The 21,843-nt window shown below is 67.5% G+C and carries 10 protein-coding genes, 1 tRNA gene and 3 rRNA genes; 3 read left to right on the forward strand and 11 right to left on the reverse strand.

The window, feature by feature from the left end:
* Nucleotides 1-344: 344 nt before the first annotated feature.
* Nucleotides 345-5,873, reverse strand: a complete 5,529-nt coding sequence (locus tag AC6I72_RS08335) for a HAMP domain-containing protein (protein ID WP_498000227.1) — start codon at nucleotides 5,871-5,873, stop codon at nucleotides 345-347.
* Between the two features lie 338 nt (nucleotides 5,874-6,211).
* Between AC6I72_RS08335 and AC6I72_RS08340 the strand changes: the two genes are divergently transcribed.
* Entirely contained in the window at nucleotides 6,212-8,971 is a 2,760-nt protein-coding gene (locus tag AC6I72_RS08340) for a SpoIIE family protein phosphatase (RefSeq protein WP_498000228.1), read from the forward strand.
* A gap of 64 nt (nucleotides 8,972-9,035) precedes the next feature.
* Here the strand turns inward: AC6I72_RS08340 and AC6I72_RS08345 are convergent.
* The 8 genes from AC6I72_RS08345 to thyX form a co-directional block, all read right to left on the reverse strand.
* Nucleotides 9,036-9,108: transfer RNA gene (locus tag AC6I72_RS08345), tRNA-Thr, on the reverse strand.
* 41 nt (nucleotides 9,109-9,149) lie between these two features.
* Nucleotides 9,150-9,845 (reverse strand): DegT/DnrJ/EryC1/StrS family aminotransferase, encoded by a 696-nt coding sequence (locus AC6I72_RS08350; protein WP_498000229.1) that lies wholly within the window; start codon nucleotides 9,843-9,845, stop codon nucleotides 9,150-9,152.
* Nucleotides 9,846-9,944: 99 nt separating this feature from the next.
* A 5S ribosomal RNA gene (gene rrf / locus AC6I72_RS08355) occupies nucleotides 9,945-10,061 on the reverse strand.
* A gap of 88 nt (nucleotides 10,062-10,149) precedes the next feature.
* Nucleotides 10,150-13,268 (reverse strand): 23S ribosomal RNA (locus tag AC6I72_RS08360).
* Between the two features lie 312 nt (nucleotides 13,269-13,580).
* A 16S ribosomal RNA gene (locus AC6I72_RS08365) occupies nucleotides 13,581-15,105 on the reverse strand.
* Together the 16S, 23S and 5S rRNA genes form the textbook arrangement of a ribosomal RNA operon.
* A 526-nt stretch (nucleotides 15,106-15,631) precedes the next feature.
* Nucleotides 15,632-17,317, reverse strand: a complete 1,686-nt coding sequence (locus tag AC6I72_RS08370) for a ribonuclease J (protein ID WP_498000230.1) — start codon at nucleotides 17,315-17,317, stop codon at nucleotides 15,632-15,634.
* Between the two features lie 194 nt (nucleotides 17,318-17,511).
* Complete coding sequence (gene dapA, locus AC6I72_RS08375; protein ID WP_037861968.1) at nucleotides 17,512-18,411, reverse strand: 4-hydroxy-tetrahydrodipicolinate synthase; 900 nt, start codon at nucleotides 18,409-18,411, stop codon at nucleotides 17,512-17,514.
* A 234-nt stretch (nucleotides 18,412-18,645) separates the two neighbouring features.
* Nucleotides 18,646-19,386, reverse strand: a complete 741-nt coding sequence (gene thyX, locus AC6I72_RS08380) for an FAD-dependent thymidylate synthase (RefSeq protein WP_498000231.1) — start codon at nucleotides 19,384-19,386, stop codon at nucleotides 18,646-18,648.
* 233 nt (nucleotides 19,387-19,619) lie between these two features.
* On the opposite strand from thyX, the gene AC6I72_RS08385 reads away from it, so the two are divergent.
* Together AC6I72_RS08385 and AC6I72_RS08390 are read left to right on the forward strand one after the other, a co-directional pair.
* Nucleotides 19,620-19,853, forward strand: a complete 234-nt coding sequence (locus AC6I72_RS08385) for a hypothetical protein (protein ID WP_498000232.1) — start codon at nucleotides 19,620-19,622, stop codon at nucleotides 19,851-19,853.
* Between the two features lie 114 nt (nucleotides 19,854-19,967).
* Nucleotides 19,968-20,522 carry an SCO5741 family PH domain-containing membrane protein gene (locus tag AC6I72_RS08390; RefSeq protein ID WP_498000233.1) on the forward strand — a complete coding sequence of 185 codons (555 nt, stop codon included), beginning with the start codon at nucleotides 19,968-19,970 and terminating at the stop codon, nucleotides 20,520-20,522.
* Nucleotides 20,523-20,582: 60 nt separating this feature from the next.
* Here AC6I72_RS08390 and AC6I72_RS08395 read toward each other — a convergent pair whose 3' ends face one another.
* Nucleotides 20,583-21,038, reverse strand: a complete 456-nt coding sequence (locus AC6I72_RS08395; protein WP_498000234.1) for a hypothetical protein — start codon at nucleotides 21,036-21,038, stop codon at nucleotides 20,583-20,585.
* Nucleotides 21,039-21,049: 11 nt separating this feature from the next.
* A complete protein-coding gene (gene dapB / locus AC6I72_RS08400; RefSeq protein WP_498000235.1) occupies nucleotides 21,050-21,802 on the reverse strand; it encodes a 4-hydroxy-tetrahydrodipicolinate reductase in 753 nt (250 codons plus the stop codon).
* Between the last annotated feature and the right edge of the window lie 41 nt (nucleotides 21,803-21,843).

Genomic DNA, 21,843 nt, shown 5'->3' on the forward strand with positions numbered 1-21,843 from the left:
GCGCCTGCGAAAGGTTCCCCGAACCGGAAACCGGATCACTCCGGTCTCCGGCGGCCACCAGAAAGCGGGGCGTTTCGGGCCTGGGCACCCACCGCGGGGCCGGCCGCCCGGCCCCCTGCGCCCGCCGAAGTCCGGCTCCCGACCACCCCGAGGCCCCGGCGGGCCCACCGCGGCTCTGATGGATCGCCCCGGACCCCGGCCCCCGCCAAAAGCCCGGTTCCCGGTCACCCCGGGCCCGGCCACGCCGAGCCCCGGTCACCGCGAGCCGCAGCACCGAGCCGCGGTCACCGCGAGCCCCGCGCATCCACCGCGGCCCCAGCCGCGCCGGCCCCGGGGCCGGTGCCTCACTCCTCGCTCATCCACTGCCGCATCACGCCCAGCAGGTGATCGGGGTCGACCGGCTTGGTCACGTAGTCGGAGGCGCCCGACTCGATCGCCTTCTCCCGGTCTCCCTTCATCGCCTTCGCGGTCAGCGCGATGATCGGCAGCCCGGCGAACTGCGGCATCCTGCGGATCGCCGTGGTCGTCGCGTACCCGTCCATCTCGGGCATCATGATGTCCATCAGGACGACCGCCACGTCGTCGTGCTGTTCCAGGACCTCGATGCCCTCGCGGCCGTTCTCGGCGTACAGCACCGACAGGCCGTGCTGTTCCAGGACGCTGGTCAGCGCGAAGACGTTGCGGATGTCGTCGTCGACGATGAGCACCTTCTCGCCGCCGAACCGGACGTCCCGGCTCCCCTGCGGCGCCCCGTCGGGCTGCCCGGCCTCCCGGGCCGGCCACTGCTCGTGCCGGTCCTCGTGCCCCTGCCGCTCGGCGGCGGGCAGCGCCCTGCGGCGGCGCCGGAACAGCGCGGCGGCGCCGTTCTGCGTCTCCTGGTACGACTTCACCTCCGCCGGCGTCTCGACCTGTGCGGCCGTCAGCTCGGAGGCGTGCGAGACGCCGGGCCGCTCCGCCAGGTGCGGCTCACCGCCGGCCGCCAGGTCGTCGGCGTCCAGGCCCGTCACCGGCTGCTGGTAGCCGTGCGGCGGCAACTCGCCCGGGTGCAGCGGCAGGTAGAGGGTGAACGTGGAACCGCGGCCGGGCTCGCTCTGGGCGTGGATCTCACCGCCGAGCAGCTGCGCGATCTCCCGCGAGATGGACAGCCCGAGGCCCGTCCCGCCGTACTTGCGGCTGGTGGTGCCGTCGGCCTGCTTGAACGCCTCGAAGATCACGCCCATCTTGCTGGCCGCGATGCCGATGCCGGTGTCGGTCACCGAGAACGCGATCATCTCCGTGTCCGGATCGGTCAGCGAGCCGGCCTCCAGCAACTGCTCCCGGATCGCCTGCGGCACGTCCCCGCGCGCGGGACGGATGACGAGTTCGACCGACCCGGAGTCGGTGAACTTCACCGCGTTGGACAGCAGGTTGCGCAGCACCTGGAGCAGCCGCTGCTCGTCGGTGTGCAGTGTGGCGGGCAGTTCCGGCGACACCCGCACCGACAGGTCCAGGCCCTTCTCCGCGGTCAGCGGCCGGAAGGTGGCCTCGACGTAGTCGATCAGCTCGACGAGCGCGATACGCGTCGGGGAGACGTCCATCTTGCCCGCCTCGACCTTCGCCAGGTCCAGGATGTCGTTGATCAGCTGGAGCAGGTCGGACCCCGCGCCGTGGATCGTCTCGGCGAACTCCACCTGCTTCGGCGAGAGGTTCCCCTCCGCGTTGTCGGCGAGCAGCTTGGCCAGGATCAGCAGGGAGTTCAGCGGCGTGCGCAGCTCGTGCGACATGTTCGCCAGGAACTCGCTGCGGTAGCGCATGGAGACCGCGAGCTGTTCGGCGCGCTCCTCCAGGACCTGCCGCGCCTCCTCGATCTCGGAGTTCTTCGCCTCGATGTCGCGGTTCTGCTGGGCCAGCAGCTCGGCCTTCTCCTCCAGTTCGGCGTTGGACGCCTGGAGGGCCTTCTGCCGCTGCTCCAGCTCCTCCGAGCGCAGCCGCAACTGCTCGGTCAGCTCCTGGGACTGTTTCAGCAGCTGCTCGGTCTTGGTGTTGACGGAGATGGTGTTGACGCTGGTGGCGATCATCTCCGCGATCTGGTTGAGGAAGTCCTTCTGGATGTGCGTGAACGGCGTGAAGGAGGCCAGTTCGATCACGCCGAGCACCTTGCCCTCGAACAGCACCGGCAGCACGATCACCTGCGCGGGCGGCGCCTCGCCGAGCCCGGAGGAGATCTTCAGGTAGCCGCTGGGCGCCCGCTCCACCAGGATCGTGCGCTTCTCCTGCGCGGCCGTCCCGATCAGCGCCTCACCCGGCCGGAACGAGGTCGGCATGGACCCCATCGAGTAGCCGTAGGAGCCGAGCATCCGTAGCTCGTAGGCGTTCTCCGGGTCGTCGGCGAAGTCCTTGTCGTCGGCCCGGGGCACGGCGACGAAGAAGGCGCCGTGCTGGGCGGAGACGACCGGCGTCAGCTCGCTCATGATCAGCGAGGCCACGTCCTGGAGGTCGCGGCGGCCCTGCATCAGCGCGGAGATGCGGGCCAGGTTGCCCTTGAGCCAGTCCTGCTCCTTGTTGGCGATCGTGGTGTCGCGCAGGTTGGCGATCATCTTGTTGATGTAGTCCTGCAGTTCCTGGATCTCGCCGGAGGCGTCGACGTCGATCTTCAGGTTGAGGTCGCCGCGGGTCACGGCGGTCGCCACGCGCGCGATGGCACGCACCTGCCGGGTCAGGTTCCCGGCCATCTCGTTGACCGACTCGGTCAGGTCGCGCCAGGTGCCGTCGACGTCCCGCACCCGCGCCTGCCCGCCGAGCTGCCCCTCGGTGCCCACCTCGCGGGCCACCCGGGTGACCTCCTCGGCGAAGGACGAGAGCTGGTCCACCATCGTGTTGATGGTCGTCTTCAGCTCCAGGATCTCCCCGCGCGCGTCGATGTCGATCTTCTTCGTCAGATCGCCCTTGGCGATGGCGGTCGTCACCATGGCGATGTTGCGCACCTGACCGGTCAGGTTGGACGCCATCTGGTTCACCGACTCGGTGAGGTCCTTCCAGGTGCCGGCCACCCCCGGGACGTACGCCTGCCCGCCCAGGATGCCGTCCGTGCCCACCTCGCGGGCCACCTTGGTGACCTGGTCGGCGAACGAACTCAGCGTCTTCACCATCGTGTTGAAGGTGTCGGCGAGCTGCGCCACCTCGCCGCGCGCCTCGATCGTCACCGTCCGCGTCAGGTCGCCGTTGGCGACCGCCGCGGCGACCTGGGAGATGTTGCGCACCTGCATGGTGAGGTTGTTGGCCATCAGGTTGACGTTGTCGCTGAGGTCCTTCCAGATGCCGACCACGCCCGGCACGTGCGCCTGGCCGCCCAGGATGCCCTCCGTGCCCACCTCGCGGGCGACCCGGGTGACCTGCTCGGCGAAGGACGACAGCTGGTCGACCATCGTGTTGACGGTGGTGACCAGCTCCAGGATCTCGCCCTTGGCGTCGACGGTGATCTTCTTCGACAGGTCGCCCTTGGCGACCGCGGTGGTGACCTCGGCGATGTTGCGGACCTGGATGGTCAGGTTGTTCGCCATGAAGTTCACGGACTGGGTCAGGTCCTTCCAGGTGCCCGCCACCCCCTGGACCTCGGCCTGGCCGCCCAGGATGCCCTCGGTGCCCACCTCGCGGGCCACGCGGGTGACCTCCTGGGCGAACGAGGAGAGCTGGTCCACCATCGTGTTCAGGGTGTTCTTCAGCTCCTGGATCTCCCCGCGCGCGTCCACGGTGATCTTCTGGGAGAGGTCACCGCGGGCCACGGCGGTGGCGACCTGCGCGATGTTGCGCACCTGGGAGGTGAGGTTGCCCGCCATGCCGTTCACCGAGTCGGTGAGGTCCCGCCACACGCCCGCGACGCCCGGCACCTGCGCCTGACCGCCCAGGCGGCCCTCGGTGCCCACCTCGCGGGCCACCTTGGTCACCTGGTCGGCGAAGGCGGAGAGCTGGTCGACCATCGTGTTGATGGTGTTCTTCAGCTCCAGGATCTCCCCGCGCGCGTCGACGTCGATCTTCTGCGAGAGGTCACCGCGGGCCACCGCCGTCGTCACCTGGGCGATGTTCCTCACCTGACCGGTCAGGTTCGACGCCATGGAGTTGACGGAGTCGGTCAGTTCCTTCCAGGTGCCCGACACGCCGTCCACGCGCGCCTGGCCGCCCAGCCGGCCCTCCGTGCCCACGTCCCGGGCCATCCGGGTCACCTGGTCGGCGAACGAGGACAGCTGGTCCACCATCGTGTTGACGGTGTTCTTCAGCTGGAGCATCTCCCCGGAGACGTCCACGGTGACCTTCTGCGACAGGTCACCGTTGGCCACGGCCGTCGTCACCTGCGCGATGTTCCTCACCTGTCCGGTGAGGTTGCGGAACGCCGTGTTGACGGAGTCGGTGAGGTCCTTCCACGTGCCCGCCGCACCCGGCACCTGCGCCTGGCCGCCCAGCTCACCCTCGACACCGATCTCCCGCGCCACCCGCGTGACCTCGGCACCGAACGCCGAGAGCTGGTCGACCATCGTGTTGACGGTGTTCTTCAGCTCCAGCATCTCACCGGCCACATCCACGGTGACCTTCTGCGACAGGTCACCGCTGGCGACCGCCGTCGTCACCGCGGCGATGTCCCGCACCTGCGTGGTCAGGTTCCGGAACACCGTGTTGACGGAGTCCGTCAGGTCCTTCCACGTCCCGGCCACGCCCGGCACGATCGCCTGACCGCCCAGGCGCCCTTCCGCGCCGACCTCGTTGGCCACGCGGGTGACCTCGTCCGCGAAGATCCGCAGCGTCTCGGTCATCTGGTTGATCGTCTCGGCCAGCCGCGCGACCTCACCGCGCGCCGGGACGGTCACCTTCTGCGACAGGTCACCGTTGGCCACGGCCGTCGTCACCTGCGCGATCCCGCGCACCTGGGCCGTCAGGTTGCCGGCCATCAGGTTCACCGAGTCGGTGAGTTCCTTCCAGGTGCCGTCCACCCCCGGCACGTGCGCCTGGCCGCCCAGGATGCCGTCGGTGCCCACCTCACGGGCGACCCGCGTCACCTCCGAGGAGAAGGCGGACAGCTGGTCGACCATCGTGTTGACGGTGTTCTTCAGCTCCAGCATCTCGCCGGCGACGTCCACGGTGACCTTCCGGGACAGGTCGCCCTTGGCCACCGCCGTCGTCACCAGCGCGATGTCGCGCACCTGCGCCGTCAGCCGGGACGCCATCGTGTTGACGGAGTCCGTGAGGTCCTTCCAGGACCCCGACAGGCCCCGCACCCGCGCCTGACCGCCCAGCTTGCCCTCGGTGCCCACCTCGCTGGCCACGCGCGTGACCTCGTCGGTGAACGTGGAGAGCTGGTCCACCAGATTGTTGACGGTCCGCCCGACCTTCAGGAACTCGCCGCGCAGCGGATGCCCGGCACCGTCCGTCACCTGCGTGCGCAGCTCCATCCGCGGGGACAGATCGCCCTCGGCGACCGCGGACAGCACCCGGCCGACCTCGGAGACGGGCCGCACGAGATCGTCGACCAGGGCGTTGGAGTTCTCGATCGCGGCCGCCCAGGAGCCCTCACAGGCACCGGTCTCCAGCCGCTCCGTGAGCTTTCCCTCACGTCCCACCATGCGCCGCACCCGCGCCAGCTCGCCCGTCAGATGCAGATTGCGGTCGGCCACCTCGTTGAAGACCGCGGCGATCTCCGACATCACGCCGTCCCCGGACACCGTGAGCCGCTTGCGGAAGTTCCCGTCCCGCATCCCCGCCAGCGCCGCCAGGAGCCGGTTCAGTGCGGCCGTGTCGACCACCGTGGTCGCGCCCCGCGGCGTGCGCCGGCTGCTCGGGGACTGGCCGGACTGTCCGCCTTTCGCGCGCGTCTTCGTGCTCCGCGTCGCTGCGCCAGACTCCACTGTGTCCCTCCCGCAGGGATCGACCGTCACTGCTGCGTCGTTACCGCCCGCTACCACCAGGCCGCACGAGGTGCTGCTGCCCCGCACGGGAAGACCGCACTCGGCCTGCCCGTACCGTCGACAGAAGCCTGCCCAGTGTTTCACCCCCACCGAACCAGGCCATAACAGTTCGGCAGCTTCGCACACCGTCCGCACACCCTCCGGGCGAAATCAGTGGTGACCGGCATCCGCACGGACGGCGAAGGTAAGTAACCTTGCATGCGGCTGTCCAGCCGAGCCGGTCCGTCCGGCCTGGGCGGTGGCACGGAACGAGCGGGCATCGGAGGGCGGCCTCACACATGACCACCGGAGTGATCCCCCCGGGACAGTCCCCGGAGCCGCGGCCGACGGGGCCCGAGGGCCCCCAGCTGCCGGAGCAGCGGGGCGAGCCGGACGGCCTCCGAGAGCTGCAAGACAACCGGACGAGGAGTTCTGTGATCACCGCGCGCGCGGCCGCCAGCTTCGAGCCCCTGGGGCGATCGGTCGCGACCGCCCGGTCCTTCGTCCGCGACACGCTCCAGGGATGGGGCTTCGCTGACGTCGTCGACGACGCCGTCGTCCTCACCAGCGAACTGGTGACCAACGCCGTCGTCCACGCGGGCACCGCCGCGGACGTCCTGTGCCTGCGCAGTGACCACGGGGTGCGGATCGAGGTCGCCGACCGCTATCCCGAACGCGAGGTCCCGCTGCAGAGCGCCGCGGTCTCCATGGGCAGCCCCGACCGCGAGGGCGGCCGCGGCCTCCAGCTGTGCGCGGCCCTGGCCGGCCGCTGGGGCGTGGAGTACACCCCCACGCACAAGAACGTCTGGTTCCAGCTGGACCTTCCCGAACGCCCGGTCGGCACCCGCACCGCGGGCCCCTCGCTGCCCGCCGAACTCCTTCCGGTCGCCGACGGCCGGGTCCGCGTGGCCGTCGTCCAGATCGACCGCGGCGGCGCCATCACCGCCTGGAACGAGGACGCCGAGGAACTCTTCGGCTACGCCGCCGAGCAGGTCACCGGCAAGCCCCTCACCGATCTCGCCGCCTGGCCGCACACGCCCGGCACCGGCACCGGCATCGCCGAGGCGCTCCGGCTCTCCCGCTGGGAGGGCAGCTACGGCGTCCGCGGCGCCCACGGCCGCGTCATCCCGGTCTACGCCTCCCATCTCCGCGTCCGCGACACCGGCGGCGAACCCTCCACGGTCTGCCTCCTGGTACGCGACCACGAGCGCGCCGTCCTGCAGACCCCGCTGCGCACCCCCGCGAGCAACGACACCAAGAGCACGTCCTCCGACGGCGCCGACCCCTTCGAGGTCTTCATCGGCTCCCCCGCCCCCGACGACCTCGACGGGCTCCTGCAGCGCACGGTGGAACGCGCCCGCGACATGCTCGACGGCGACGCCGCCTTCCTGCTCCTGGCCACCGACGACGAGACGGAACTGGAGGTCCGCGCCTCCACGGGCCTGCCCTCCGCGCGCCAGCGCTTCGCGCGCGTCCCCGTCGAGGCCGGTCCCGGCCGCTACGGCTCGGCCCGGATGCCCGCCGTCCACGACGACCTGACCGCCGCCCCCGGCGCCGTCCCCCTGCTCGGCGGTACCGGCATGCGCTCCGTCGTCACCGTCCCGCTCAAGGTCGAGGGCCGTCTCACCGGCTCCCTGGGCGTCGCGGCCGAAGGAGCCGGCCGGTACTCCAACGAGGAGGCGCTGCGCCTGCAGTTCGCCGCCGACCGCATCGCCCTGGCCGTCGAATCGGCCCGCCTGGGCGAGCTGGAGCGGCTGCGCCGCGGTTCGCTGAGCTTCCTCGTCGAGGCCTCCGACCTGCTGGCGGGCACCCTCGACCGCGACCAGACCCTCGCCCTGATGGCCCAGATGACGGTCCCCACCCTGGCCACCTGGTGCGCCGTCTACACGATCGCCGACCAGGCCTCCGAGCCCTACCTGTCCTACGTCCTGCACGAGGACGAGGAGCTGATCGACGGCATCAAGTCCCTGCTGTCGAAGATCGCCCCGCCCGACCCGGTGCCGACGCCCGGGGCCCGCGTCTGGTCCGCCCCCGGCGAGGCCGCCCACCAGGCGGCCCTGCGCAGTTCCATGCGCAGCCTCAGCCTCGGCGACTCCGACCACCGCATCGGTACGACCATCGGCCCGACCCTCGCCACGGCCTCCGCCGTCGGCGGCGAGACGGTCGTCCTGCCCCTGGTGGCCCGCAACCGCGTGATCGGCATGCTCACCCTCGGCAAGCCCACCGACGAACACTTCCGTCAGGAGATCCTGGAACTCGCCGAGGACCTCAGCCGCCGCGCCGCCCTCGCCCTGGACAACGCCCGCCTGTACTCCGAGCGCACGGCCATCAGCCAGTCCCTCCAGCGCAGCCTCCTGCCGCCGGGACTCCCGCAGGTCGACGGCGTCGAGGTCGACGTCATCTACCGCGCGGCCGGCGAGGGCAACGAGGTCGGCGGCGACTTCTACGACCTCTTCCCCATCCGCGACGGCGCCTACGGCTTCGCCATCGGCGACGTCTGCGGTACGGGCCCGGAGGCGGCGGCCGTCACGGGCCTGGCCCGGCACGCGCTGCGCCTGCTGGCCCGTGAGGGCTACGGCGGCCCGGCCGTACTGGAGCGCCTGAACTCCGCGATCCTCGACGAGGGCGCCCGCAGCCGCTTCCTCACGCTCCTGTACGGCGAGTTGTGGCCCCAGGAGGACGGCAGCGCGCACTTGAAGGTCGTCTGCGCCGGCCACCCGCTGCCGCTGCGCCTGCGCCAGGACGGCACGGTCGAGCCCGCCGCGGAACCGCAGCCGCTGCTCGGCGTCATGGAGGACCTGGAGCTGTACGAGCAGTCGGTCACGCTGGACCCGGGCGACGTCCTTCTCTGTGTCACCGACGGCGTCACCGAGCGCCGCGAGGGCACGCGCATGCTGGGCGACGACGGCCTCGCGGACGTCCTCACCACCTGCACGGGCCTGACTGCGGGCGCGGTCGCCGCCCGCATCATGCGCGCCGTGGAGCGCTTCGCCTCGGACGCGCCGTCCGACGACATGGCGATCCTGGCCATGCGGGTCCCGGAGGTCCTGACCGACTGAGGCCGGCGACCTGCCCCGGACATGCGAAAGACCCCGCCCGGAAGGGCGGGGTCTTTCGTCTCGGAGCCCCCAAACGGAATCGAACCGTTGACCTTCTCCTTACCATGGAGACGCTCTGCCGACTGAGCTATAGGGGCCTGTCGCCCTTTCGGGGTTTCCCCCGCGGCAACGGAATAGATCATACCCCGAACACGGCCGTGCTCCCAACCACGACCGGACCGCCGAGCGCATTGCAGACGGCCACGATCCGCTGCATCTCGCGCCGCGTCAGCGAGGCGTCCACCGGCAGCGCCAGGGTGTCCCCGGCGGCCCGCTCGGTCTCCGGCAGGGACACGCAGCGCCGGAACTCGGGCAGCCGGTGCACGGGTGTCTTCACCGGCACCCGGCAGTCGACTCCCTTCGCCCGTACGGCCCTTGCGAAGGCGTCACGGTCGGGCCGGCCGTTGCCCGGCACCCGCACCACGTACTGCTGGTAGGCGTGTCCGTCGCCCCCGTCGGGCGTCCGCACCCCCCGCAGCCTGGCGTCCAGATAGGCCGCACGCTCCCTGCGCCGCGCCCTCTCGTCGTACGGCGCCTCGGACTCGGCGTGCTCCAGCACGAGCAGCCCGTGCCGCCGTCCGACCCCGCGCAGCCCCGCGAGGTCCGCGGTCCGGCCGAAGCGGTGGACGGCAACGACGGCCGCGGTCCGGGGAGTTATGGCCGCTTCGACGGCGGACGGGTCGAGGCAGTAGGTCGCGGGGTCTATGTCGGCGAACACCGGCAGCGCACCCACCTGGACGGCCGCCTCGGCCACCTCGACATTGCCGAACGCCGGAACGACGACCTCATCACCGACTCCTACGCCGGCGGCTCTGAGCAGAGCAGCAGTACCCATGCGGCGGATGCTGCTCCGGCAACGTGAACGTCAAGTGACGGGAAACAAAAAAGGGTTGGACCCGGAACCGAAGTTCCAGGTCCAACCCTTTGAATGATTGTTCGGCGGTGTCCTACTCTCCCACAGGGTCCCCCCTGCAGTACCATCGGCGCTGTAAGGCTTAGCTTCCGGGTTCGGAATGTAACCGGGCGTTTCCCTCACGCTATGACCACCGAAACACTATGAAACTGTCAACCGCACCACACCATAACCTGGCATGGGGTTGTTCGTGGTTTCAGAACCAACACAGTGGACGCGAGCAACTGAGGACAAGCCCTCGGCCTATTAGTACCGGTCACCTCCACACGTTACCGTGCTTCCAGATCCGGCCTATCAACCCAGTCGTCTACTGGGAGCCTTACCCCATCAAGTGGGTGGGAGTCCTCATCTCGAAGCAGGCTTCCCGCTTAGATGCTTTCAGCGGTTATCCCTCCCGAACGTAGCCAACCAGCCATGCCCTTGGCAGAACAACTGGCACACCAGAGGTTCGTCCGTCCCGGTCCTCTCGTACTAGGGACAGCCCTTCTCAAGACTCCTACGCGCACAGCGGATAGGGACCGAACTGTCTCACGACGTTCTAAACCCAGCTCGCGTACCGCTTTAATGGGCGAACAGCCCAACCCTTGGGACCGACTCCAGCCCCAGGATGCGACGAGCCGACATCGAGGTGCCAAACCATCCCGTCGATATGGACTCTTGGGGAAGATCAGCCTGTTATCCCCGGGGTACCTTTTATCCGTTGAGCGACGGCGCTTCCACAAGCCACCGCCGGATCACTAGTCCCGACTTTCGTCCCTGCTCGACCCGTCGGTCTCACAGTCAAGCTCCCTTGTGCACTTACACTCAACACCTGATTGCCAACCAGGCTGAGGGAACCTTTGGGCGCCTCCGTTACCCTTTAGGAGGCAACCGCCCCAGTTAAACTACCCATCAGACACTGTCCCTGATCCGGATCACGGACCCAGGTTAGACATCCAGCACGACCAGACTGGTATTTCAACGACGACTCCACACACACTGGCGTGCATGCTTCAAAGTCTCCCAGCTATCCTACACAAGCCGAACCGAACACCAATATCAAACTGTAGTAAAGGTCCCGGGGTCTTTCCGTCCTGCTGCGCGAAACGAGCATCTTTACTCGTAGTGCAATTTCACCGGGCCTATGGTTGAGACAGTCGAGAAGTCGTTACGCCATTCGTGCAGGTCGGAACTTACCCGACAAGGAATTTCGCTACCTTAGGATGGTTATAGTTACCACCGCCGTTTACTGGCGCTTAAGTTCTCAGCTTCGCCCCACCGAAATGAAGCTAACCGGTCCCCTTAACGTTCCAGCACCGGGCAGGCGTCAGTCCGTATACATCGCCTTACGGCTTCGCACGGACCTGTGTTTTTAGTAAACAGTCGCTTCTCGCTGGTCTCTGCGGCCACCCCCAGCTCGAACAGCAAGTGCTCTCACCAGGTGTGGCCCCCCTTCTCCCGAAGTTACGGGGGCATTTTGCCGAGTTCCTTAACCATAGTTCACCCGAACGCCTCGGTATTCTCTACCTGACCACCTGAGTCGGTTTAGGGTACGGGCCGCCATGAAACTCGCTAGAGGCTTTTCTCGACAGCATAGGATCATCCACTTCACCACAATCGGCTCGGCATCAGGTCTCAGCCGAATGCAAGGCGGATTTACCTACCTTGCGGCCTACACCCTTACCCCGGGACAACCACCGCCCGGGATGGACTACCTTCCTGCGTCACCCCATCACTCACCTACTAACCGCTTGGGCCGGCGGCTCCACCACTCCCCTCAACTCCGAAGAGATCAGGGCGGCTTCACGGCCTTAGCATCACGATGCTCGATGTTTGACGCTTCACAGCGGGTACCGGAATATCAACCGGTTATCCATCGACTACGCCTGTCGGCCTCGCCTTAGGTCCCGACTTACCCTGGGCAGATCAGCTTGACCCAGGAACCCTTAGTCAATCGGCGCACACGTTTCTCACGTGTGAATCGCTACTCATGCCTGCATTCTCACTCGTCAACCGTCCACAACTACCTTCCGGTGCTGCTTCACCCGGCAGACGACGCTCCCCTACCCATCCACACAGGCGTTGGCCCTATTGTGTGAATGACACGACTTCGGCGGTACGCTTGAGCCCCGCTACATTGTCGGCGCGGAATCACTAGACCAGTGAGCTATTACGCACTCTTTCAAGGGTGGCTGCTTCTAAGCCAACCTCCTGGTTGTCTCTGCGACTCCACATCCTTTCCCACTTAGCGTACGCTTAGGGGCCTTAGTCGATGCTCTGGGCTGTTTCCCTCTCGACCATGGAGCTTATCCCCCACAGTCTCACTGCCGCGCTCTCACTTACCGGCATTCGGAGTTTGGCTAAGGTCAGTAACCCGGTAGGGCCCATCGCCTATCCAGTGCTCTACCTCCGGCAAGAAACACACGACGCTGCACCTAAATGCATTTCGGGGAGAACCAGCTATCACGGAGTTTGATTGGCCTTTCACCCCTAACCACAGGTCATCCCCCAGGTTTTCAACCCTGGTGGGTTCGGTCCTCCACGAAGTCTTACCTCCGCTTCAACCTGCCCATGGCTAGATCACTCCGCTTCGGGTCTTGAGCGTGCTACTGAAACGCCCTGTTCGGACTCGCTTTCGCTACGGCTACCCCACCCGGGTTAACCTCGCAACACACCGCAAACTCGCAGGCTCATTCTTCAAAAGGCACGCAGTCACGAGAATGTGCAAGCACATTCCGACGCTCCCACGGCTTGTAGGCACACGGTTTCAGGTACTATTTCACTCCCCTCCCGGGGTACTTTTCACCATTCCCTCACGGTACTATCCGCTATCGGTCACCAGGGAATATTTAGGCTTAGCGGGTGGTCCCGCCAGATTCACACGGGATTTCTCGGGCCCCGTGCTACTTGGGTGTCTCTCAAACGAGCCGCTGACGTTTCGACTACGGGGGTCTTACCCTCTACGCCGGACCTTTCGCATGTCCTTCGCCTACATCAACGGTTTCTGACTCGTCTCACAGCCGGCAGACTGTGAAAGAGAGATCCCACAACCCCGTATACGCAACCCCTGCCGGGTCTCACACGCATACGGTTTGGCCTCATCCGGTTTCGCTCGCCACTACTCCCGGAATCACGGTTGTTTTCTCTTCCTGCGGGTACTGAGATGTTTCACTTCCCCGCGTTCCCTCCACACTGCCTATGTGTTCAGCAGCGGGTGACAGCCCATGACGACTGCCGGGTTTCCCCATTCGGAAACCCCCGGATCAAAGCCTGGTTGACGACTCCCCGGGGACTATCGTGGCCTCCCACGTCCTTCATCGGTTCCTGGTGCCAAGGCATCCACCGTGCGCCCTTAAAAACTTGGCCACAGATGCTCGCGTCCACTGTGCAGTTCTCAAACAACGACCAACCACCCATCACCCCGGGAACAACATCCCGAGTGCACTGGGGCCGGCATCCCGAAGGACGAGCAACGCTCGCACCCTCAGACACCCAACAGCGTGCCCGACACGACCAGCCGTCCAGATCAGCGTTCCACGCTCCGAAGAGCAGTACTAGCGCCTGGCCCATCCTGGACCGTGCCGAGTAGTCAACGTTCCACCCATGAGCAACCAGCATCAGACATTCGCTGATGTACTGGCCCCTGGACCGCCGAAGCGGCCTAGAAGTGCTCCTTAGAAAGGAGGTGATCCAGCCGCACCTTCCGGTACGGCTACCTTGTTACGACTTCGTCCCAATCGCCAGTCCCACCTTCGACAGCTCCCTCCCACAAGGGGTTGGGCCACCGGCTTCGGGTGTTACCGACTTTCGTGACGTGACGGGCGGTGTGTACAAGGCCCGGGAACGTATTCACCGCAGCAATGCTGATCTGCGATTACTAGCGACTCCGACTTCATGGGGTCGAGTTGCAGACCCCAATCCGAACTGAGACCGGCTTTTTGAGATTCGCTCCACCTCACGGTATCGCAGCTCATTGTACCGGCCATTGTAGCACGTGTGCAGCCCAAGACATAAGGGGCATGATGACTTGACGTCGTCCCCACCTTCCTCCGAGTTGACCCCGGCGGTCTCCCGTGAGTCCCCAGCACCACAAGGGCCTGCTGGCAACACGGGACAAGGGTTGCGCTCGTTGCGGGACTTAACCCAACATCTCACGACACGAGCTGACGACAGCCATGCACCACCTGTACACCGACCACAAGGGGGACCCTGTCTCCAGGGTTTTCCGGTGTATGTCAAGCCTTGGTAAGGTTCTTCGCGTTGCGTCGAATTAAGCCACATGCTCCGCCGCTTGTGCGGGCCCCCGTCAATTCCTTTGAGTTTTAGCCTTGCGGCCGTACTCCCCAGGCGGGGCACTTAATGCGTTAGCTGCGGCACGGACGACGTGGAATGTCGCCCACACCTAGTGCCCACCGTTTACGGCGTGGACTACCAGGGTATCTAATCCTGTTCGCTCCCCACGCTTTCGCTCCTCAGCGTCAGTATCGGCCCAGAGATCCGCCTTCGCCACCGGTGTTCCTCCTGATATCTGCGCATTTCACCGCTACACCAGGAATTCCGATCTCCCCTACCGAACTCTAGCCTGCCCGTATCGACTGCAGACCCGGGGTTAAGCCCCGGGCTTTCACAACCGACGTGACAAGCCGCCTACGAGCTCTTTACGCCCAATAATTCCGGACAACGCTTGCGCCCTACGTATTACCGCGGCTGCTGGCACGTAGTTAGCCGGCGCTTCTTCTGCAGGTACCGTCACTTTCGCTTCTTCCCTGCTGAAAGAGGTTTACAACCCGAAGGCCGTCATCCCTCACGCGGCGTCGCTGCATCAGGCTTTCGCCCATTGTGCAATATTCCCCACTGCTGCCTCCCGTAGGAGTCTGGGCCGTGTCTCAGTCCCAGTGTGGCCGGTCGCCCTCTCAGGCCGGCTACCCGTCGTCGCCTTGGTGAGCCGTTACCTCACCAACAAGCTGATAGGCCGCGGGCTCATCCTGCACCGCCGGAGCTTTACAGCCTCCAAGATGCCTTGGAGACTCATATCCGGTATTAGACCCCGTTTCCAGGGCTTGTCCCAGAGTGCAGGGCAGATTGCCCACGTGTTACTCACCCGTTCGCCACTAATCCCCACCGAAGTGGTTCATCGTTCGACTTGCATGTGTTAAGCACGCCGCCAGCGTTCGTCCTGAGCCAGGATCAAACTCTCCGTGAATGTTTACCGGTAATCCGGTGCAACACCACGAGAGCGGAACCAGGAGAAGGAATGTTCTCCTGGTTCACAGCGTCCTCGCTGTGTTTTTTCAAAGGAACCTCGACCATCGGATGATTCCGACGGACGGGGTATCAACATATCTGGCGTTGACTTTTGGCACGCTGTTGAGTTCTCAAGGAACGGACGCTTCCTTTGTACTCACCCTCTCGGGCTTTCCTCCGGGCGCTTCCCTTCGGTCTTGCGTTTCCGACTCTATCAGATCTTTCCGATCCGATTTCCTCGGTGCTTTCCAGGTTCCCGCTCCGCTTTCGCTTCGCGTTTCCCTTTCCGGCGGTTCCGACTTTATCAGAAGTTCTGAGTCGGATTTTCCACCTCTCCGGGAACGTCCTCCGGTGCGCACGAGGCGTTCCGGGTTCCCGTCCTGGCGGAGCCGTAAACGTACTGGAGCGGGGCGCCTCGATGCAAATCGAGGCGCCCCGCCACCAGTTCGCGCGTACGAGCTGCCGTAGGACAGTCGTACGGTCCGTCAGACCTCCACGACGACCGGGAGGATCATCGGCCGGCGCCGGTAGGTGTCCGAGACCCACTTGCCCAGCGTGCGGCGGATGAGCTGCTGCAACTGGTGGGAGTCGGCGATGCCTTCCTGGGCGGACTTCTCCAGGGACTCCGCGATCTTCGGGATGACCGCACCGAACGCGGAGTCCTCGATGCCCGAGCCGCGGGCCTGGATGTGCGGGCCGCCGGTGACCTTGCCGGTCGTGGAGTCGACCACCACGAACACCGAGATGATGCCCTCGTCCCCGAGGATCTTGCGGTCCTTCAGGGCGGGCTCGCCCACGTCGCCGACGGAGAGCCCGTCGACGTAGACGTAACCGGCCTGGACCTTGCCGGAGATCTTGGCCTTGCCCTCGACGAGGTCGACGGTCACGCCGTCCTCCGCGATGACGATCCGGTCGTGCGGAACGCCGGTCATCGCGCCCAGTTCGGCGTTGGCGCGCAGGTGGCGCCATTCGCCGTGGACCGGCATCAGGTTCCTGGGCCGGCAGATGTTGTAGAAGTACAGCAGTTCGCCGGCCGAGGCGTGGCCCGAGACGTGCACCTTGGCGTTGCCCTTGTGGACGACGTCGGCGCCCCAGCGGGTCAGGCCGTTGATGACCCGGTACACCGCGTTCTCGTTGCCGGGGATCAGCGAGGAGGCCAGGATCACCGTGTCGCCCTCGACGATGCGGATCTGGTGGTCCCGGTTGGCCATGCGGGAGAGGGCGGCCATCGGTTCGCCCTGCGAGCCCGTGCAGACGAGGACCACCTCGTGGTCGGGCAGGTCGTCGAGCGTGCGGACGTCCACCACCAGGCCCGGCGGCACCTTCAGGTAGCCGAGGTCCCGGGCGATGCCCATGTTGCGGACCATGGAGCGGCCGACGAAGGCGACCCGGCGGCCGTACTCGTGGGCGGCGTCCAGGATCTGCTGGATGCGGTGGACGTGGCTGGCGAAGCTCGCCACGATGATCCTCTTGCGGGCGCCGGCGAAGACCTGGCGCAGCACACCGGAGATGTCCCGCTCGGGCGGGACGAATCCCGGCACCTCGGCGTTGGTGGAGTCGGCGAGGAGGAGGTCGATGCCCTCTTCGCTCAGCCGTGCGAACGCGTGCAGGTCGGTGAGCCGGCGGTCCAGCGGGAGCTGGTCCATCTTGAAGTCGCCGGTGTGGACCACCATGCCGGCGGGTGTGCGGATGGCGACGGCCAGCGCGTCCGGGATGGAGTGGTTGACCGCGACGAACTCGCAGTCGAAGGGCCCGATGCGCTCCCGGTTCCCCTCCACGACCTCGAGGGTGTAGGGGCGGATGCGGTGCTCCTGGAGCTTGGCCTCGATGAGCGCGAGGGTCAGCTTGGAGCCGATCAGGGGGATGTCCGGCTTCTCCCGCAGGAGGTAGGGGACGCCGCCGATGTGGTCCTCGTGGCCGTGCGTGAGGACGATGCCCTCGATGTCGTCGAGGCGGTCCCGGATGGACGAGAAGTCCGGCAGGATCAGGTCGATTCCGGGCTGCTCCTCCTCGGGGAAGAGCACTCCGCAGTCGACGATCAGCAGGCGTCCGTCGTACTCGAAGACCGTCATGTTGCGGCCGATCTCCCCGAGGCCGCCGAGCGGGGTGACGCGGAGGCCTCCGTCGGCGAGCGGCGGGGGCGGCGCGAGTTCAGGATGCGGATGACTCAAAAGACCCTCCTCACCACGCGCGCCACGTACCGGTGGCACGTGGCGCGCGTGACGTTCGTGCAGAAGCAGTTGTCGTTGTGGCGTGCAGGCACCGGTGGCCTGCGGTTTCGTGCTTGTTCAGTTGTGGTGCCCGGTTCCCGGGTGTGGTTCCGGGTGGAGCCGGGCGGTGCGAGGGACCTCGCGAAGTCTCGTTGTCAGAGCTGTACCCCGCCGGCGGCAAGATCGATCTTGAGCTGTTCGGTCTCCTCGGGCGCCAGCTCGACCATGGGCAGCCGCAGCGGCCCGCCGGGCAGGCCCCGCAGGGCGAGCGCGGCCTTGGTGGTCATGACGCCCTGGGTGCGGAACATGCCGGTGTAGACGGGCAGCAGCTTCTGGTGGATCTCGGTGGCCTTCTGCACGTCACCGGAGGTGTAGGCCTCGATGAGGGCGCGCAGGTCGGGGGTGACGAGGTGGCCGACGACCGAGACGAAGCCGACCGCGCCGACCGAGAGCAGCGGCAGGTTCAGCATGTCGTCGCCGGAGTACCAGGCGAGGCCGGAGCGGGCGATGGCCCAGCTCGCGCGGCCGAGGTCGCCCTTGGCGTCCTTGTTGGCGACGATCCTGGGGTGCTCGGCGAGGCGGACGATCGTCTCCGTGTTGATCGGGACGCCGCTGCGGCCGGGGATGTCGTAGAGCATGACGGGCAGGCCGGTCGCGTCGGCGACGGCCGTGAAGTGCCGGTACAGGCCCTCCTGCGGGGGCTTGTTGTAGTACGGCGTGACGGTCAGCAGGCCGTGCGCGCCGGCCTGCTCGGCGGCGCGGGCCAGTTCGATGCTGTGGTGGGTGTCGTTGGTGCCGACGCCGGCCACCACGTGGGCCCGGTCTCCGACGGCCGCCACGACCGCGCGTACCAGCTCCGATTTCTCCGCATCGCTGGTGGTGGGGGACTCGCCGGTGGTGCCGTTGACGACCAGGCCGTCGTTGCCTGCGTCCACCAGGTGGGCGGCGAGCCGCTGCGCGCCGTCGAGGTCGAGTGCGCCGTCCGCCGTGAAGGGCGTGACCATGGCGGTGAGGACCCGCCCGAAGGGGGTCTGCGGAGTCGAGGTCGGAGCCATGGGTAACACGCTACTCGTTGCTCAGGGCGGGGTCTGCCCTCGGGGCGGCCGACAAGTCGTGACAAAGGTGGAGCCCGGCACTGCCTGCTCGGGGGTTCAAGCAGTGCCGGGTCCGTTCGATCAGGCTAGATAACTTCCATAAATGCCGCAATACGGACACTTCGCATGGCTGATCCGTACATCTGTCCCTGGTCCCGCCCCCGCGGCGGGACGGGGGCGCGTGCCGGACAGGGCCTACGGCGCGACCCGGCCGTTGGCGTTGAAGGCGGCGTAGGTGAGGGGCATGAGCTTCGCCCACTCGGCCTCCATCCGCTCACCGACCATCTCGATCTCCCGCTGCGGGAAGGACGGCACCTTGGCCAGTTCGTGCTGGGTGCGCAGGCCGAGGAAGTGCATCAGCGAGCGGGCGTTGCAGGTGGCGTACATGGAGGAGAACAGGCCGACGGGGAGGACCGCGCGGGCGACCTCGCGGGCGACGCCGGCGGCGAGCATCTCCTGGTAGGCCTCGTACGCCTGCCGGTAGGAGTCCTCCATGACCCGGCCGACCAGTTCCTGCTGGCCCTGGGTGCCCTCGACGAAGCGGTACTTGCCGGGGCGGCCCTCCTGGACGAGCTTGCGCGAGGCGTCGGGCACGTAGAAGACGGGCTGCAGCTCCCGGTAGCGGCCGGACTCCTCGTTGTAGGACCAGCCGACGCGGTGCCGCATGAACTCACGGAAGACGAAGATCGGCGCGCTGATGAGGAAGGTCATCGAGTTGTGCTCGAAGGGGCTGCCGTGCCGGTCCCGCATCAGGTAGTTGATCAGGCCCCGGGAGCGCTCCGGGTCCTTGTCCAGCTCGTCCAGGGACTGCTCGCCGATGGTCGAGACGCGGGCCGCGAAGAGCACGTCGGTGTCCGACGCGGTGTGCTTGACCAGCTCGACGGTGACATCGCTGCGGAAGCTCGGCTTCAGGTCGTCGGCGGGGGTGTCGGTCACGGTGCGGGGAGTCCCTTCCTTCACGTCTGACGGGCGGCGCCCACTCTACGTGGGCGGCCCCTCCTGTCCTCGTCCGCACTCGGGTCCCGGTCAATTTCCGGAAATGGGCACCTTTCGGGACACTCATGCGTCTGTATGAGTGAGACACGCCCGTTCGACCCCCGGTCCGTTCGTTCCCACCCTCCGAACCGTCCGGCCCGAACACCCCGACCCCGAAGGGAGCCGTACCCGCGATGTTCCGTCGGCGTGAGCCCGTCCCGTTCGCCTTCGTCGCCGAGGCCGACCGGTTCCGCAGCAATGTCACTCCCCCGCCCCGGCGGCGGGCGTCGGCGGCCCAGATAGCCGGGCGCTGTCTGCTGGGCCTGACCATCGTGGCGGGCCTCGTGGGCTCCCTGGTCGTGGGGATGCCCGCGCTGGCGACCTCCCACTCCCCCACGCAGACGCAGCAGGCCTCGCACGGGCGCTGAGACAGGCGGCGAAAGGTCCGGCCACTCACCTGGACCCCCGCGAGTGGTGAGCGACGACACAGCCGGATAGCCTCACCGGGCACAGCCCCCGCGTGGATTGAGTGAGGAACCGCCGTGCCCCTGCCCTTCCTGACGGCCGACCGCGCCTTCGACGCAGCGGACGACGTCGCGCTGCCGTTCGACGACCGCGAGCGCTGGCGGCGCCCCTACCGGCCCGGCCCCTGGCGGGTGGGCGTGGCCGCACTGGTGCTGCTGGTCGCCTCGTTCGTGCTGCTCTCGGCGGTCGTGATCGCGCTGACCGGCGCGGTGGCGGGCGGCGCGGCCTGTCTCGGCGTGGGTCTCGTCGTGGTCGCCGTGGCACTGCGGCTGCTGCGCATGGGCGTGTGGGTCGGTGCGCGCGGACTGCGGCACGTCAGCTTCCTGATCACCCGTACGACGCCGTGGGCACAGGTCGTCAGTGTCCGCACGGTGCAGCAGCCGGTGCGCTGGCTCGGCCTGCCGCGGACGGTGCAGGGCCAGGCGCTGCTGCTCGGCCGCAGGGGCCGGCCCCAGGAGTCCGCGCCGCCCCTGCTGACCACGCACAACGCCGACTTCCTGGGCCGCGTGACGGCGTTCGACCGCGCGGCGGACATGGTGGAGGCGTGGGCCGAGGAGTACCGGCCCCGCTGAACCGGAACCCGCCCCGGGCGTACGCGCCCGGGGCGGGCGGACGGTGGTCCTGCGCCGTGCTCAGGCCACCTGGACGGGCTTGCCGTCGTGCAGGGCGATCGCGCGCTGCATCGCCTTGCGGGCGCGAGGCGTGTCGCGGGCGTCGTGGTAGGCGACGGCCAGGCGGAACCAGGTGCGCCAGTCGTCGGGGGCGTCCTCCGTCTCGGCCTTGCGCCTGGCGAAGACCTCGTCGGCCGAGTCCCGGTCGATGCGCCCGCTGGGCGTGCGCTCGAGTTCGTCGACGGGCAGGCCGCCCTCGGCGTCGAGTTCGGCGGCGAGCCGGTTGGCGTTGCGGACGAACTGGGTGTTCTTCCACAGGAACCACAGGCCGATCACCGGCAGGATCAGCACGGCGACCCCGAAGGTGACCGTCACGAGCGTGCCGGACTCGATGAGCAGGACGCCGCGGCTGCCGACCAGGACGAAGTAGAAGACGAGGACGGCGGCCGTGACGAGGTAGGTGATCTTCGCGCGCATGGGCTCGGGGCTCAGTTCAGGTCGAGGAAGTGCTCCAGGCCGAAGGTCAGGCCCGGAGTGGTCACCACGCGGCGCGCGCCGAGCAGGATGCCCGGCATGAAGCTGCTGTGGTGGAGCGAGTCGTGGCGGATGGTGAGCGTCTCGCCCTCGCCGCCCAGCAGGACCTCCTGGTGGGCGAGCAGGCCGCGCAGCCGCACCGCGTGCACCGGCACGCCGTCGACGTCGGCGCCGCGGGCGCCGTCCAGCGCGGTCGCGGTGGCGTCCGGCGCCGGGGCCGTACCGGCCTTGGCGCGGGCCTCGGCGATGAGCTGGGCGGTGCGCGTGGCCGTGCCGCTGGGGGCGTCGACCTTGTTGGGGTGGTGCAGCTCGACGACCTCGACGGACTCGAAGTACGGCGCGGCGAGCTGGGCGAACTTCATGGTGAGGACGGCCCCGATGGAAAAGTTCGGGGCGATGAGCACGCCGGTGGACGGGGACCGGTCGAGCCAGCCCCTCAGCTGCGCGAGGCGGTCGTCGCTCCAGCCGGTGGTGCCGACCACGGCGTGGATGCCGTTGCGGACGCAGAAGTCGAGGTTGTCCATGACCGAGGCCGGAGTGGTCAGCTCGACGGCGACCTGGGCGCCGCTCTCGGTGAGGGTCTCCAGCCCGTCGCCCCGGCCGAGGGCGGCGACCAGCTCCATGTCCTCGGCGGCCTCCACCGCCCGTACGGCCTCCGAACCGATACGGCCCCGGGCACCGAGGACCGCCACGCGCAGCTTGCTCATCTCTTGCTTCCTTAAGACCGATGGGGTTGCCGACCGAAGTG

This window comes from Streptomyces sp. Xyl84 (genome assembly GCF_059731885.1).